Source organism: Priestia sp. YIM B13490, from assembly GCF_042787735.1.
Classification (GTDB): domain Bacteria; phylum Bacillota; class Bacilli; order Bacillales; family Bacillaceae_H; genus Priestia; species Priestia megaterium.
This window is the reverse complement of sequence record NZ_JBHZOT010000019.1, coordinates 23,777-39,217: the sequence shown is the minus strand read 5'-3', so window position 1 is coordinate 39,217 and position 15,441 is coordinate 23,777. Positions and strand designations below refer to the sequence as shown.

Annotated in this window: 13 protein-coding genes; 12 read left to right on the top strand and 1 reads right to left on the bottom strand. The window is 38.1% G+C overall.

What is annotated here, in order from left to right; genetic code table 11:
• From ACFX4R_RS27105 to ACFX4R_RS27085, 5 genes are all read left to right on the top strand, one after another.
• A partial coding sequence (locus ACFX4R_RS27105; RefSeq protein WP_377571257.1) for an SH3 domain-containing protein occupies window positions 1–1,366 on the top strand: 1,366 nt, incomplete at its 5' end.
• A gap of 160 nt (window positions 1,367–1,526) precedes the next feature.
• The gene (locus tag ACFX4R_RS27100; protein ID WP_280560694.1) at window positions 1,527–3,419 is read left to right on the top strand and encodes a PTS mannitol transporter subunit IICBA; all 1,893 of its coding nucleotides are present in this window, start codon (window positions 1,527–1,529) and stop codon (window positions 3,417–3,419) included.
• 60 nt (window positions 3,420–3,479) lie between these two features.
• Window positions 3,480–5,570 (top strand): BglG family transcription antiterminator, encoded by a 2,091-nt coding sequence (locus ACFX4R_RS27095; protein ID WP_043977781.1) that lies wholly within the window; start codon window positions 3,480–3,482, stop codon window positions 5,568–5,570.
• A gap of 5 nt (window positions 5,571–5,575) precedes the next feature.
• Window positions 5,576–6,718, top strand: a complete 1,143-nt coding sequence (locus tag ACFX4R_RS27090; protein WP_377571253.1) for a mannitol-1-phosphate 5-dehydrogenase — start codon at window positions 5,576–5,578, stop codon at window positions 6,716–6,718.
• 89 nt (window positions 6,719–6,807) lie between these two features.
• Window positions 6,808–7,293 carry a VOC family protein gene (locus tag ACFX4R_RS27085; protein WP_323619352.1) on the top strand — a complete coding sequence of 162 codons (486 nt, stop codon included), beginning with the start codon at window positions 6,808–6,810 and terminating at the stop codon, window positions 7,291–7,293.
• A 37-nt stretch (window positions 7,294–7,330) separates the two neighbouring features.
• Here ACFX4R_RS27085 and ACFX4R_RS27080 read toward each other — a convergent pair whose 3' ends face one another.
• Entirely contained in the window at window positions 7,331–7,867 is a 537-nt protein-coding gene (locus tag ACFX4R_RS27080) for a L,D-transpeptidase (RefSeq protein WP_162215150.1), read from the bottom strand.
• 280 nt (window positions 7,868–8,147) lie between these two features.
• Here ACFX4R_RS27080 and mscL point away from each other — a divergent pair, with 280 nt between their 5' ends.
• The 7 genes from mscL (at window position 8,148) to ACFX4R_RS27045 (ending at window position 15,345) form a co-directional block, all read left to right on the top strand.
• The gene (mscL, locus tag ACFX4R_RS27075) at window positions 8,148–8,543 is read left to right on the top strand and encodes a large conductance mechanosensitive channel protein MscL (RefSeq protein ID WP_043977792.1); all 396 of its coding nucleotides are present in this window, start codon (window positions 8,148–8,150) and stop codon (window positions 8,541–8,543) included.
• A 195-nt stretch (window positions 8,544–8,738) separates the two neighbouring features.
• A complete protein-coding gene (locus ACFX4R_RS27070) occupies window positions 8,739–10,808 on the top strand; it encodes an LTA synthase family protein (RefSeq protein ID WP_237075558.1) in 2,070 nt (689 codons plus the stop codon).
• Window positions 10,809–11,004: 196 nt separating this feature from the next.
• A complete protein-coding gene (locus ACFX4R_RS27065; RefSeq protein ID WP_013054985.1) occupies window positions 11,005–11,547 on the top strand; it encodes a helix-turn-helix domain-containing protein in 543 nt (180 codons plus the stop codon).
• Between the two features lie 20 nt (window positions 11,548–11,567).
• The gene (locus tag ACFX4R_RS27060; RefSeq protein ID WP_028410433.1) at window positions 11,568–12,677 is read left to right on the top strand and encodes an ABC transporter ATP-binding protein; all 1,110 of its coding nucleotides are present in this window, start codon (window positions 11,568–11,570) and stop codon (window positions 12,675–12,677) included.
• Entirely contained in the window at window positions 12,667–13,467 is an 801-nt protein-coding gene (locus tag ACFX4R_RS27055; protein ID WP_377571248.1) for an ABC transporter permease, read from the top strand. The genes ACFX4R_RS27060 and ACFX4R_RS27055 overlap by 11 nt, the downstream gene beginning before the upstream one ends.
• 1 nt (window position 13,468) lies before the next feature.
• Window positions 13,469–14,275: an ABC transporter permease gene (locus ACFX4R_RS27050; RefSeq protein ID WP_043977800.1), complete on the top strand. Its 807-nt coding sequence runs from the start codon at window positions 13,469–13,471 to the stop codon at window positions 14,273–14,275.
• Complete coding sequence (locus ACFX4R_RS27045; RefSeq protein ID WP_377571245.1) at window positions 14,272–15,345, top strand: ABC transporter substrate-binding protein; 1,074 nt, start codon at window positions 14,272–14,274, stop codon at window positions 15,343–15,345. Before ACFX4R_RS27050 ends, ACFX4R_RS27045 begins: the two co-directional genes overlap by 4 nt.
• Window positions 15,346–15,441 lie beyond the last annotated feature (96 nt).

Sequence of the window (15,441 nt, the reverse complement as noted above, 5' to 3'; positions counted from 1 at the left end):
GCTATCTGTGGTGAGCAAAAGCGGAAGCTGGTACAAAATCAACTATAACGGCCGCACGGGCTATGTAAGCAGCGATTATGTACAAGCATCCGGAACAACAACGGCCCCAACAACGCCGCCAGCAGAAAGCACAGCGTACACAGTAACGGCAAGCACGCTGAATGTAAGAAGCGGAGCAGGTACCAATTATGCATCCATAGGAAGTGTGATAAAAGGCCAGAAGCTGTCTGTGGTGAGCAAAAGCGGAAGCTGGTACAAAATCAACTATAACGGCCGCACGGGCTATGTAAGCAGCGATTATGTACAAGCATCCGGAACAACAACGGCCCCAACAACACCGCCAGCAGAAAGCACAGCGTACACAGTAACGGCAAGCACGCTGAATGTAAGAAGCGGAGCAGGTACCAATTATGCATCCATAGGAAGTGTGACAAAAGGCCAGAAGCTGTCTGTGGTGAGCAAAAGCGGAAGCTGGTACAAAATCAACTATAACGGCCGCACGGGCTATGTAAGCAGCGATTATGTACAAGCATCCGGAACAACAACGGCCCCAACAACGCCGCCAGCAGAAAGCACAGCGTACACAGTAACGGCAAGCACGCTGAATGTAAGAAGCGGAGCGGGCACTAGCTATGCATCCATAGGAAGTGTGACAAAAGGCCAGAAGCTGTCCGTGGTGAGCAAAAGCGGAAGCTGGTACAAAATTAACTATAACGGCCGCACAGGCTATGTAAGCAGTGACTATGTACAGGCTTCAGCTACAGCGTCTCCAAAACTCGTAGTCGATTCTTTTAAAACGTTAGGTAACGCTCAGCAAGTCATCTTAGTTACAGCAGATAACTACGATACGAAGTCTGCTAAAATTCAAACGTTTGAAAAAGTTGATGGGAAATGGAAGCAAGTTTTAACTGCGAACGGTGTACTTGGACAAAAAGGATTCGCTTTATCGAAAAAAGAAGGAGATATGGAATCTCCGACAGGGAAATATACAATTGGCACAGCATTCGGACGCTATGCAAACCCTGGAACTAAGCTTCCATATCGAAAGATTACAGCAAATGATGTGTGGGTAGACGATTCAAAAAGCTCTCTATATAATACGTGGCAGCAAAAGCCGGCTAATGGCCGCTGGACGAGCGCTGAGAACATGGACATCCCCGCTTACGACTATGGGTTCGTCATTAATTATAACGAATCTAGAACGCCAGGAAAGGGAAGTGCAATCTTCTTCCATGTAGGAACAAATTATACCGCAGGATGTACGGCTACTTCTAAAGAACAAGTTGTCTCTATTTTAAAATGGTTAAACCCAGAGAAAAATCCGGTTATTATTCAATCTCCTGTAAGTGAATTAGATAAATATTAAGTTAGAAAGCAGCTGAACTTTGACAGTTCAGCTGCTTTTTTATGTAATTAAAAGCTTTGTCTGTCTGTGGTACGACAAAGTTAGTTTTCCTATTCATTGAATGAAAGCGTTTAATCTCTTACGATTAAAGTATCATCACGTAGAGAAAGGAAGAGAGCAAATGGCTCAATCTAATATAAAAGTAGCTGTACAAAAGTTTGGGAACTTTCTAAGTTCAATGGTTATGCCAAATATCGGAGCATTTATTGCATGGGGACTTATTACTGCTTTATTTATTCCAACAGGCTTTTTTCCAAATGAAAGCCTTGCCAAACTAGTGGATCCAATGGTCAAGTATTTGCTTCCGCTGCTAATCGGCTACACAGGAGGAAAGCTTGTCCACGATCAGCGCGGAGGCGTTGTAGGTGCTATCGCGACCATGGGCGTCATCGTTGGATCTGATATTCCGATGTTTCTAGGCGCTATGATTATGGGACCGCTTGGCGGTTATATCATCAAGAAGTTTGATCAGTTTATTGAAGGTAAAGTCAAAACAGGATTCGAGATGTTAATTAATAATTTCTCAGCAGGTATTCTTGGAGGAATTCTAGCAATTCTAGCCTTTTTAGGAGTTAGTCCAGCCGTGGACGGATTTACAGGCGCGCTTGTAGTGGGTGTAGATTGGATGGTTGCACATGGCCTTCTTCCACTTACAAGTATTCTAATTGAACCAGCTAAAATTTTATTCTTAAACAATGCTATTAATCACGGTATCTTATCTCCGATCGGAGCAGAACAAATTCGAACAAACGGACAGTCAATTCTATTGTTATTAGAAACAAATCCTGGTCCGGGATTAGGAATTTTGTTAGCGTATTGCTTCTTTGGAAAAGGAACAGCAAAACAGTCAGCGCCGGGAGCAGCCATCATTCATTTTATTGGCGGAATTCACGAAATTTACTTCCCTTACGTTTTAATGCGTCCGCTTCTAATCATTGCGGCTATTTTAGGCGGAATGAGCGGCGTATTTACATTTGTTCTTTTAGGCGGAGGCTTACAAGCGGTTGCTTCACCGGGAAGTATTTTGGCTATTTTAGCTGCTACACCAGGTAATGCAGGCAGCTATGTTGCAAATATCTCCGGTGTTCTCGTTGCAGCCATCGTATCGTTTATTGTAGGTTCGTTAATTTTAAAAACGGGCAAGCAAACAGAAGATTTGGATGAAGCAGCTCGCAAAATGCAAGAGATGAAAGGCAAGAAGAGCTCTGTAGCAGGAAGCTTTACAAAACAGCAAGGAGAAGTACCAGCAAGCGTTCAGAAAATTGTTTTTGCCTGTGACGCAGGTATGGGATCGAGTGCGATGGGCGCCTCTCTTCTTCGCAAGAAAGTTAAACAAGCAGATTTAAATATTTCGGTAACGAATACAGCCATCAGTAATATTCCAAGTGATGCTCAAATCGTTATTACACAGGAAGAGCTAACGCCAAGAGCTCAAAACAAAGTTCCAGATGCGTATCATATCTCGGTTGATAATTTTCTATCTAGTCCGGAATATGACAAACTAATTGATCAACTAAAAAATGATCATACTACTTCTAAAGCGGAAGAAGAAAAAAGAGTATCTGCAGAAAATAATACAGATAGTAATGATGGTTTATTAAAAGAAGAAAACGTTTTCGTAAATCAGCACTTTTCTTCTAAGGAAGAAGCAATTCGATTTGCAGGGAGCGTGTTAGTAAAAGGCGGATATGTAGAAGAAAACTACGTTGAAGCGATGATTGAGCGCGACAATATGACTTCTACTTATATGGGAAATGACGTAGCGATTCCGCACGGTACGGAAGAAGCGAAAAAGAACGTTTTAAGGTCGGGTTTTACAGTGATTCAAGTGCCAGAAGGCGTTGATTTTGATGGTGAGAAAGTTCGTTTGATTTTTGGAATTGCCGGAAAAGACGGCACTCATTTAGAAATTTTATCTGGTATCGCGATTACATGTTCTGATATGGACAATATTGAAAAGATGGTTCATGCCAAATCAGCTAAAGAATTAATGGCTATTATTCAAAGTAACTAACGGGATAGAAAGGCATGGAAATGCCTTTTTATCCTTTGTTTATAAATAAGAAAAGAGTTGATGTTCTTGTTTATTACTTCAAGAGAAAAATCAATCATTGAGTTAATTATTAAAACGGCAGGAAAACATACAGCCCTTACACTTGCTACTTTTTTGAATGTAAGTGTAAGAACCGTTCACCGAGATTTGAAGGCAATTGAATCAATACTTGAAAAATTTGATTTGAAGCTGATTCGTACGCAAGATGAAGGACTAATGATTGAAGGTAAAAATGAACAAATTTTTCGCCTTATCCAAGAGCTGATGAAGATTAAAACGACGGATCAGTCTCCACAGGAAAGAAAACTAATTCTTTTAATTCTTCTTCTAGAAGAAGGAGATTCATTTAAATTACAAACGCTGGCTAAAGACTTAGAAGTAAGTATTACTACACTCACTGCTTATTTAGATGAATTAACAGAGTGGTTAACCACATTTGACGTTTTCCTTCAACGAAAGAGAGGGGTGGGAGTAGAGGTTCAAGCTACTGAAGCCAATAAACGAAAAGCATTAGCTAATTATTTTCTTGTTTACTTTAATGAAGAGTTAATTGAGTGCATGTTTTTAGCAGAAAACCAGCAGCATACGGATGAAACGATTTTGCACTATTTTTATCCGGATTATTTGGCAGAAGTAGACAGAATTGTACATCAAGCGATTAATCAGCATCATTCTAAGCTGGCTGACAGCGATTATATAGGGCTCATTGTTCATATTTGCATTATGATACAGCGAACGAAAAAGCAAATGTATCTAGAAGACGACGGCGGCCAAACGGAAGAACTGGCGAGTGAAATGTTTTTAATGAAGGATATTTGCCGCGAAATTGAACGGGTATTTTCTCTTTCTTTTACAGAAAAAGATATTCATTTCTTAGCAGTGCGGCTGCGTGCAGCAAAGTTCCAAACTACTAGAGACGTATATTACGACAGCGTAGTGGTTGGGCAGATTATTAAGAATATGATTGCTCACGTTTCTGTTCAGCTTAACACCGACTTAACCGGTGATTTTTCCCTTTACCAGGGGCTGCTCGCTCATATGGAACCGGCAATTTTTCGTCTTAAGCAAAAAATGGAGCTTTTTAATCCATTAACAGAAGAGATTAAGAAAAAGTACCCGGTTTTATTTATGGCTGTGAGAAACAGTATAGATCAAGAGCTGCCGCATTTAGTTTTTCCAGATGATGAAGTAGCATATCTTGTTTTGCATTTCGGTTCAACGCTAGTGCTAAAAGAAGAAGTTATGGAAATTCAGGCACTAATCGTCTGTCCAACTGGAATTGGCACCTCGAAAATGTTAGCTAGCCGTATTCGTAAAGAGATTCCGGAGATTAATTCAGTTGTCATTAAATCGGTAAAAGAAATCAAAGAAGCCGCGCTTGAAGGGTATGACGTAGTGATTTCAACAGTAAGACTGCCTTTTTTAAATGTCGATTACATTTTAGTCAATCCACTCTTAACCGAAGAGGATATTCAATCCGTCCAGAATTTTTTACAGAAAAACATTCAAAAGTTAACCAAAGATAAGGACTATCGCTCGTTCCAATATAAAAATAAAACTGTTTCTAAAGAAAAACCGTCTTTTGAGGAAACGATGAAGCAAATTAAAGATGTGCATGGAAGTATCGAATCAATTCTTCAAAACCTTAGAATGTATCGATTTTCGGGTGAAGTGAGTCACGATCAAGTGATTTCGCACGTAGTAAAAGCTGCTGAAAAAGAACGTTTAATAACCAATGCCAGCTGCGTTATTCATCAGCTTAAGGAACGAGAAAACAAAGGCGGTTTAGGCATTCCGCAAACGAGTATGGCACTGTTCCATTGCCGTGAACATCACGTGAACGAGCTGATTTTTCAAGTTTCACATTTAGAACAGCCTTGCACAGTTAAAGGCATGGACGGAACAAACATGCAGGCGCGTAACCTTCTATTAATGCTCGCACCTGAAGAGTTAAGTGAAGCACAGCAAGAAATTTTAAGTTTAATTAGTACCAGTTTAATTGAAGACCATGAAGCAATGATGATTTTTTCGTCCTCGAACGAAGAGATAATTCGCAAAAAGCTAGAGGATACGTTTCATGAGTACCTTCGAAATAATTTGATAAAGGAATGATTTTTGTGAAACAAGCAGTTCATTTTGGAGCAGGCAATATCGGTCGAGGATTCATTGGGGCATTGTTTTCTCAAAGCAACTATCATGTCACATTCGTAGATATTGCTGAAAAGATTATTAATCAGTTAAACATAGATGAAGGGTATAACGTAATAACAGCCGCAGAGCATCCCGAGACATTAGCTGTTCAAAACGTATCTGGTTTAAATAATCTGACACAAGAACAAGCGGTCATTAAAGCGATTAAAGAAGCAACGTACATTACGACGGCCACCGGACCGAACGTTCTGCCTCGCATTGCTCCTTTAATTGCTAAAGGTTTGGCTGAACGTGTAAAAGCAAGCGACGAAAATGTATATGTGATTGCATGTGAAAATCAAATCTCTGCGACAGATTTATTAAAAGGCTATATTTTTGACGCGCTGGATGAAGAGACAAAAGCTCATATGATAAATAAGGTCTTTTTCTTCAATTCAGCTGTAGATCGTATCGTGCCTATTCAACATGATCAAGGTTCGCTTGATGTTTTAGTAGAATCCTATTATGAATGGGTAGTAGAGGCACCTGAAGATATTCCTTTTGTAGAAGGAATGACGATTGTGCCTGACCTTGCTCCTTTTATTGAAAGAAAGTTATTTACAGTGAATACGGGACACGCGGTGATTGCATATTTTGGTTATTTAAAAGGAAAAGAAACAATTGATCAAACGTTAAGAGATTCAGATATTTATGAACAAGTACAGCAAACGCTACAAGAAACAGGAAACTATCTAATTAAAAGATATGACTTAGATAAAGAGGAACACAAAGCCTATATTACTAAAATCATTGAACGCTTTAAAAATCCTCATTTAAATGATTCAGTTAAAAGAGTAGGAAGAGCACCAATTCGCAAGCTTGGACCTCAGGATCGTTTGATTCGTCCAGCGCTAGAAGCAAAAAAATCGGGCCTTTCTTATACCTATTTAGCAAAGGCTATTGCCGCTGCGCTTTTATTTGATCCGCAAGAAGATAAAGAGGCTATGAAGCTTCAAGCGAATATTCATGAGTATGGTATTGAGTATGTATTAAAAGAGATTAGTGGGTTAGAGGCAAGTAATGATTTAACAAAAGAAATCATTGCTCAATATAATGCTTTAAAATCGTGAATGAATTTAGTATGTGTAAACAGTCCATTTTAAATGGGCTGTTTTTCTTTTAGCAGAAAGGGAATGTTTGTGTATAGGAGGGTGATAAAATGGTAGCTATTACGCACGTTGGATTAGCTGTACCTGATGTAGAAGAAGCCGTGCAGTGGTATGAAAAAGTTTTAGGTTTTAAGCTGATTGCCGGTCCTTATATGTTTAATGCGGAGGAAGAAAAAGCTGAAAATATGACTCAAGATTTACTGGGGTCTCATATCAAAAAAATGAAAAATGCTCACATGACAGCTGACAACCAGGTAGGCATTGAACTGTTTGAATTTAATAAGCCGCAAATGCCTCTTGTATTAAAAGACAGCGATGAGCAGTATCAAAGTTATTTTCACATGTGCTTAATAGCCGATGACGTGGAAAAGTTAGCGGATAAAATCGAACAATCAGGCGGTAAAAAGCGAAGCCAAGTATGGAATACAAGACCAGGAAAACCTTATTACTTGGTTTATTGTGAAGATCCGTTTGGGAATATTATTGAGCTATATTCACACAGTACGGAGCTCATGTATGGGAATAGAGAAGAATAAAAGCTTATCCAGATTTCTTGGATAAGCTTTTATTTTTTCATAGCTGTCCGTAGCCGTATACTTTTGCCAGCTCTTCAAAGGTTTTTGATGAATACGTAATAGTTACAGATGTTCCTACTGCCACTTTATTGAATAATTCTTCGACATCCGCATTATGCATTCGTACGCAGCCGTGGCTTACATATTTGCCGATGCTATCTTCTGAGTTATTCCCATGAATAGCGTATGTGTCGCCGGTTGTTCCGTTTGCATTAAGCCCTAGCCAGCGAGAGCCAAGATGATTATTAGAAGCGCCTCCTGCAATATGCCCTGTATAGTAAGGACGATTTTTAATTTTGTTAACAATCTTGAAAAAGCCTACCGGCGTATCGCTCCATGTTTTTCCCATAGCTACTGAATACGTCTTTTCTAACTTTCCATTATGAAAATAAGCAAGCTGATTTGTTTTTTTATTAATAATAATTAAATCTCCACTTGCTGCGTTTTCACTTGCATTCGCCGCACTTGCTGTATAAGAAATGCTGATAATAGCTACGAGGCATAAAGCAGCTGCTCGCAGTATAATTTTTCTCACGTTCTAGCCATCTCCTCTATTGTTCATTTACATATTTGGTGAATTACATGCTATTAGTGTATAAAAGGAAAATGGACTGAATATGAATCTTTCCTGAATGAAAACTGAAAGTGCATTTTATTTATAAGCGAATATAAAGTAAAAATCTGGGCAGAAATACAACTAAAGGTCTGGTACATATCTCATGAAAAAGAGAAAAGTGAAAATGCACCTTGTATGTTTAATTTAGGATGTATTATCATGAAAGTTTGAAATGAAGGGCAGGAGGTGGAAGAAACAGATGCTTAAAGAATTTAAAGAGTTTGCTTTGCGTGGAAATGTATTGGATTTAGCTGTCGGTGTTATTATTGGAGCGGCATTTGGAAAAATTGTAACGTCTCTTGTAAATGATATTATTATGCCGCTGATTGGTTTGTTGTTAGCAGGGATAGACTTTAAAGATTTATCCTTCACGGTTGGAGATGCTACGGTATTATATGGATCTTTTATTCAAACAATTGTTGATTTCTTAATTGTCGCATTCTCGATTTTCTTATTTATTCGTTTCTTTAATCGTTTTAAGAGAAAAGAAGAAGAGAAAGTAGAGGAAGAAGTGGCTGTTCTGTCAAAAGAAGAAGAGATCTTAACAGAAATTCGCGATCTGCTAAAAGCAGAAGCGTTGAAAGAACGTTCATAACAGCAATTTTTACATACGTATAAAACGGCTAAGAGGCCCGTCTTTTCATAAGAAAAGCGGGCTTTTTTCGTGTGAAATTTCTCGGGAAATGTTAGTGGTATGATCATGGGGAAATTAGGCGTGAAAGCGAGAGAGATAGGAATGTTAAAATCATATTAAAAGTGTTAAGATATTGTAAATAGGAGGCTTAAGGTTATGTTTAAACATTTGTATCGTTCTTTACCAATGCTGGCAGCGTATGGGCTGCTTAGCGTTTTTTTATACAGTGTTGTTATGTTTAATGTATCAAATGACACAAAGATATTGTTTGACTGGGCCCAAATCCATACAGCTGGGTTCGTAGTATTAATAGGGGGATGCTCCCTTGTTTTATGGGCGCTCACTTTCTATTTGCTACTTCGGTTTAATCAGATAGAGAGAATACAAGCTTCGCAGTGGTATGCCATTTTTACGGCAATTGTGTTTTCAATTGCAGTAGCAGCTGTTTCTGCCATGGTTTTTGTTGTCTATCATATTGATATACATAACCCAGGCAAAACAATAGAGTGGATGCAGGCGTACCCTCAACGCTATCTCTTTACGGTATTTTTGCTTTCGCTGTTAACACTAGCGATCATTATGCTAGTAGGGGAAGCTTATTTAGGGGCTGGGATTGCCTTTGTTCTGTATTTTATTTTAGCTCTCGTAAACTATTACAAAAAAATCTTTCGAAATGAACCATTGTTCCCAAACGATTTTATTCAGGCCAGTCAGTTAAAAGAAGTTATTCCGATGATTAAAGATTCGATTTCAATTCCTATTGTAATAGGAGTTATTGGATCTATTATCGTACTGATTACTCTTTGGTTTTTCTTGCCGAAAATTAAAATTCGATGGTTTCTTCGAATTATTATGATTCTGCCGCTCATCTTTTTAATGAAATCATTTTTATTCTTTGAACACTCGTTTGCTCAAAAATATTATGATCAATATGCTGCGCTGATGCCTTGGAATCAGCAAAATAATTATTACTATAATGGACCTGTTATTGGCATGATTTCAAATGTTAAAACAGATGTGCTGCAAGAGCCGGATGACTACTCAGAAGAAGCTATGGCAAAAGTGACAAAGCGCATTCAGTCAAAGGAAGAGAAAACACAAGAAAGCAAGACTGAAGTCAAACCAAACGTTGTGTTTGTGATGAACGAAACATTTTGGGACCCAACAAAGCTTAACGTGACGTTCTCTGAAGATCCAATGAAAAATACAAGAGAACTTCAAAAGAAATATCCTTCCGGATGGTCTTTAAGTCCTTCGTTTGGCGGGGAAACAGCTAATGTGGAGTTCGAAGCGCTGACGAGCTACTCTTTGTCTTTCTTTAACCCTGGAGGCCTTCCTTATCAGCATGTATTGAGTAAAAAAGAATATCCGTCTTTTGTTTCTTATTTAGAAAAGCAAGGCTATGCTACAACAGCTATGCATCCAAACAGCGGCATGCTTTATATGAGACAAAATGTATATCCAAACTTGGGATTTGATCAAGTGAAGTTTATTGATGAAATGAAGCATACGCAAAAAGATAACAAAGAGTTTGTTTCCGATGAAGCGGTAGTTGATGAAGTACTCGATACGCTTCGTCAGTCGAAAAAGCCTGCATTTGTGCATGCTGTAACGATTGCAAATCATCTTCCTTATTCGGCGGATAAGTATAATGGTCAGGAAACCATTAAGGTAACCGGTAAAGGGTTATCACCGGAAATGGAAAAGGAAATTGAAATTTATGCTGAAGGAATTAAACGTTCAGATGCTGCTTTAAAACGATTGAACGATGAAATTCAAAAGCTGGACGAGCCGACCATTGTAGTATTTTGGGGAGATCATTTGCCGGCGCTTGGCCAAAACCTTCAAGCTTACAAAGAAACGGGTTTTGGAAACGAGAAAACGCAGCAAACATCTCAAAAATTTTATGAAACGCCGCTCTTATTTTTATCTAATTACGATACGAAAATAGATAAAAATCTCGGTACGATGAGTCCTATTTATATTGCTCCGACGCTTGCTCAATCTCTTGGTTACAAAAGTAATCTGTTCTACGATCAGTTGAATCAAATGAAAACAGAAGTGCCGGCTTTTCGTTCAAATATGTATATAGATTCGAAAGGAAAGCTAGTCGATGATCCGGCGGCGCTATCTAAAAAAGCTGCAAAAGAACTTCAAGATTACCATGAAGTTGAGTTTGATACATTATCCGGGAAACAGTACGAAACGCATAAGTTGTATAAATAAAAATAAAAACTCCTTTTAATATAAAAGGAGTTTTTATTTTTTAAGTGTTTAAGGTTGTACTAAAAAATAATTCATGTATAATATTTTAAGGTTAAAAGTAAACTTTAAGTTAAGTAAAACAAAACTTGAGTTTGGAACAGCATGAACAATCATTCATGCTGTTTGCTAATTTTAAATACAGTTGAGGATCGAGAGTATGGAAATAGGAAAGAAAATTAAAAATTTACGATTAAAAAAAGGTTTAACACAAGAAGAGCTAGGAGAACGTACTGATTTAAGTAAAGGCTATATTTCCCAGCTAGAGCGCGATTTAAGTTCACCGTCTTTAGAAACATTTTTTAGTATTTTGGAAGTGCTAGGGTGCGAACCGAAAGAATTCTTCGAAATTGATACGCATGTTCAAAAGGTTGTATACAGAGAGGAAGACTACACGAGTTATTGCGAAGATGAAAAAGGTTACCATATTCAGTGGCTTGTGCATGAATCAAATGAAAAAGAAATGGAGCCGATTCGTCTTATTCTTCATGAAAAGGGTGCATTTAAGAGATTTGAGCCTTCCCTTTCAGAAACGTTTGGCTACATTTTGCGCGGGTGTGTGAAGGTAAAGCTTGGAGGCAGAATATATGAAGCCAAACAAGGAGAAACCATCTATTTTCAAGCTTCTGAAGAACATCAGATTTTAAATGCTCATGACGGAATAACAGAGTTAATTATCGTGGCGACAGAGTCTTATTTATAGAACAAAAGAGGTGAAGTGAAATGACATCTACGAATACAATTATTCAATTTGAAAATGTGACCAAGCAATATGATAATGATTCAGTTGTATTGGATCATGTAAGCTTTGAAATTGAAAAAGGGAAATTTTATACCCTCTTAGGTCCATCGGGATGTGGAAAGACAACGATTTTACGATTAATTGCAGGCTTTACGGAAGCCTCAAGCGGAACGATTTATTTTAATGGGAAAAGAATTAATGATGTCCCGGCTAACAAACGACAGGTTAATACGGTTTTTCAAGACTACGCGCTTTTCCCCCATTTGAATGTATTTGAAAATGTAGCATTTGGTCTTCGAATCAAGAAGATGAAAAATGCTGATATTGCAATAAAAGTTAAAGAAGCCCTTCGTTTTGTTAACTTAGAAGGATATGAAAACAGAGAAATAAAGGAAATGTCGGGCGGCCAAAGACAGCGTGTAGCAATTGCACGAGCAATTGTAAACCAGCCCGAAGTCATTTTGCTGGACGAGCCGCTTTCAGCTCTTGATCTAAAATTGCGTACAGAAATGCAATACGAGTTAAGAGAATTACAGCGTCGTCTAGGTATTACGTTCATTTTTGTTACGCACGATCAAGAAGAAGCGCTTGCGATGTCCGATGAAATCTTTGTTTTGAATAAAGGAAGAATTCAGCAGAGCGGGGAACCTACAGATATTTATGATGAGCCAATTAATCGTTTTGTTGCCGATTTTATTGGTGAATCAAATATTGTACCAGGTAAAATGATTGCTGACTTTTTAGTGGAGTTTGGCGGCCAGCAATTTGAATGTGTCGATCAAGGATTAAACCAAAATGAGCAGGTTGAAATTGTGATTCGCCCTGAAGATTTAGCCATTACAAGCTCCGATCAAGGAAAGCTGCAGGTTCGTGTAGATTCACAGCTGTTCAGAGGAGTCCATTATGAAATTTTAGGCTATGACCATGCAGGGAATGAGTGGCTCGTTCACTCTACGAAAAAGGCAACGGTTGGCGAAGAAATTGGTTTATATTTTGAACCTGAAGCTATTCATGTTATGCGATTTAATGAAACGGAAGAAGAATTCGATAAGCGACTCGAAGGTTATGAAGAGGATTACGATGCAAACTAAATCAAGAAATGTTTACTTAGTCCCGTACGTGTTATGGATTTTGCTTTTTGTAGTTGCTCCCATTGTATTAGTTGTCTATTATTCTTTTTTCAACATCGATAATGAGCTGACGCTTGAAAACTATAAGAAATTTTTTACTCCAGTTTATTTACAGATGACGCTGAGTTCATTTTGGTATGCCTTTTTAATTACGTTATTTTCCTTGGTTTTTTCTTATCCTACAGCTTATTTACTAACGAAGCTTAGGCACAAGCAGCTTTGGCTTCTACTGATTATTTTACCGACGTGGATTAACCTATTATTAAAAGCTTATGCTTTTTTAGGTATATTTGGCACGTATGGTACGGTTAATAAGTTTACTAAATTTCTAGGACTTGGTACTCATCAAATTTTATTTACTGACTTTAGTTTTGTATTTGTATCGGTGTATATTTTTATCCCCTTTATGATTTTGCCGATCTTTAACTCTTTAGAAGAACTTAATCCCTCGCTTATCTACGCTTCGCGAGACTTGGGGGCATCTTCATGGGTGACATTTAAGCGCGTGGTATTTCCGCTAACGCTAGAAGGGGTTAAATCAGGTTGTCAGGCTGTTTTTATTCCAGCACTATCACTCTTTATGATTACGCGTTTAATTGCTGGAAACCGCGTCATTACACTGGGAACAGCGATTGAACAACATTTTTTAGTGACGCAGGATTGGGGCATGGGCGCCACAATAGCCGTCTTTTTAATTATTGCGATGGCCGTTATGATGCTCATAACAGGCACTGGAAAGAGAGGTGTGTAAAATGAAGAGAAAGTGGAAGTTCAGCCACCTTTATTTATTTTTTGTCTTTTTCATTTTATACGCGCCCATTTTTTATTTAATGTATTACTCTTTTAACAGCGGAGGAAACATGCGTGAATTTGAAGGGTTTACGTTAGATTGGTACAAAGAAGTGTTTCAAGACACGCGTTTGCTTATTATTGTCTTGAATACTCTTATTATTGCTCTACTGTCTTCCGGTATTTCAACTATTATTGGCGTGATAGGGGCACTTGCTATCGTATACGTGAAGCGCAGACGTGTTCAAAATACGCTGTTAACATTTAATAATGTGTTAATTGTGAGTCCAGATGTTATTATTGGCGCATCTTTTTTAATTCTATTTACCATTATCGGTGTAAAGCTCGGATTTATATCGGTATTATTAGCGCATATTGCATTCAGTGTACCGATTGTGGTCATCATGGTTCTGCCTAAGCTGCAGGAAATGAGTCCGACACTGCTCGATGCAGCCCGTGATTTGGGAGCAAGCCGCTTTGAAGTACTTTCGAAAGTGGTATTGCCATTTATTCGTCCTGGTATCTTTGCAGGCTTTTTTATGGCTTTAACTTACTCTTTGGATGACTTTGCGGTTACTTTCTTTGTGACCGGGAACGGTTTTTCCACGCTTTCAGTAGAAATTTACTCGTTAGCAAGAAGAGGGGTCTCTCTGAAAATCAATGCTCTTTCTACTCTTATTTTCATGTTTACCGTGCTGATTGTGATTGGTTATTACTTTATCAGCCAGCGATATAGCAATAAAGTGAAAGGGGTGGCGACTGGAAAATGAAGCAATTAGCAAAGCCGTTTATCTTCATCGTCATCCTTTCTTTCGTTCTTATGTATGTGGTTCATCATTTGAACAATGCCGAAGGATACTCTGGAGGAGATACGCTGACTGTCTATAATTGGGGAGATTATATTGATCCTGATTTAGTGAATCAGTTTGAAAAAGAAACCGGAATTAAAGTCATTTATCAGACCTTTGATTCGAATGAAGCAATGATGACCAAAATTGAACAAGGCGGTACAACATTTGATATTGCTGTGCCTTCTGAGTACGCGATTAGCAAGATGCGGGAAGAAAATTTACTATTGCCAATTGATCATTCGAAGCTGCCTAATTTAAAATACATTAATCCGCGTTTTTTAGACTTATCCTTTGATCCTGGCAATAAGTACTCTATTCCTTATTTTTGGGGAACTGTGGGTATTGTGTATAACTCTGATATGATTCATGGCAAGAAGATAAAAAGTTGGAATGATTTATGGGATCCTAAGCTAAAAAATCAAATTTTACTTGCAGATGGCGCTAGAGAAGTGATGGGAATGGGGCTAAACAGCTTAAATTATTCATTAAATGATACGAATAAAGCCCATCTTCAAGAAGCAAAAAGAAAGCTTGATACATTAACACCAAATGTTAAAGCCATTGTAGGAGACGAGATTAAGATGCTCCTAGCAAATGAAGAAGCGGCAATTGGCGTTGTTTGGTCAGGCGATGCTTCTGAGATCATGAGTGAAAACGATAAGCTGAATTACGTTGTTCCAGAAGAAGGTTCGAATTTATGGTTTGATAACATGGTTATTCCAAAAACGGCTAAAAACGTAGAAGGCGCACATAAATTCATGAACTTTATGCTAGATCCTAAACATGCTGCTCAAAACGCGGAATATGTAGGGTATTCTACCCCTAATAAAAAAGCGTTAGATTATTTGCCGAAAGAAGTAGCGGAAGATGAACGTTTTTATCCAGATGAAGAACTAACAAAAAAGCTTGAAGTATATAATAACTTAGGCAAACGAATGCTTGCTTATTACAATGAATTATTTTTAGAATTTAAAATGCACCGTAAATAAAAGGAACTTAATTAGGTATTTATACTTAAGTTCTTTATTGTTTTTGTAAATTCAGTTGCGTGATAGCAAGAGGAAAGATAAAATACAAACGAGTAA

Bases quoted from the DNA above. Each gene is read 5' to 3' on its own strand.
- ACFX4R_RS27100 (WP_280560694.1), top strand. From the start codon at position 1,527: ATGGCTCAATCTAATATAAAAGTAGCTGTACAAAAGTTTGGGAACTTT.
- ACFX4R_RS27095 (WP_043977781.1), top strand. From the start codon at position 3,480: ATGTTCTTGTTTATTACTTCAAGAGAAAAATCAATCATTGAGTTAATT.
- ACFX4R_RS27085 (WP_323619352.1), top strand. From the start codon at position 6,808: ATGGTAGCTATTACGCACGTTGGATTAGCTGTACCTGATGTAGAAGAA.
- mscL (WP_043977792.1), top strand. From the start codon at position 8,148: ATGCTTAAAGAATTTAAAGAGTTTGCTTTGCGTGGAAATGTATTGGAT.
- ACFX4R_RS27070 (WP_237075558.1), top strand. From the start codon at position 8,739: ATGTTTAAACATTTGTATCGTTCTTTACCAATGCTGGCAGCGTATGGG.
- ACFX4R_RS27065 (WP_013054985.1), top strand. From the start codon at position 11,005: ATGGAAATAGGAAAGAAAATTAAAAATTTACGATTAAAAAAAGGTTTA.
- ACFX4R_RS27060 (WP_028410433.1), top strand. From the start codon at position 11,568: ATGACATCTACGAATACAATTATTCAATTTGAAAATGTGACCAAGCAA.
- ACFX4R_RS27055 (WP_377571248.1), top strand. From the start codon at position 12,667: ATGCAAACTAAATCAAGAAATGTTTACTTAGTCCCGTACGTGTTATGG.
- ACFX4R_RS27050 (WP_043977800.1), top strand. From the start codon at position 13,469: ATGAAGAGAAAGTGGAAGTTCAGCCACCTTTATTTATTTTTTGTCTTT.
- ACFX4R_RS27045 (WP_377571245.1), top strand. From the start codon at position 14,272: ATGAAGCAATTAGCAAAGCCGTTTATCTTCATCGTCATCCTTTCTTTC.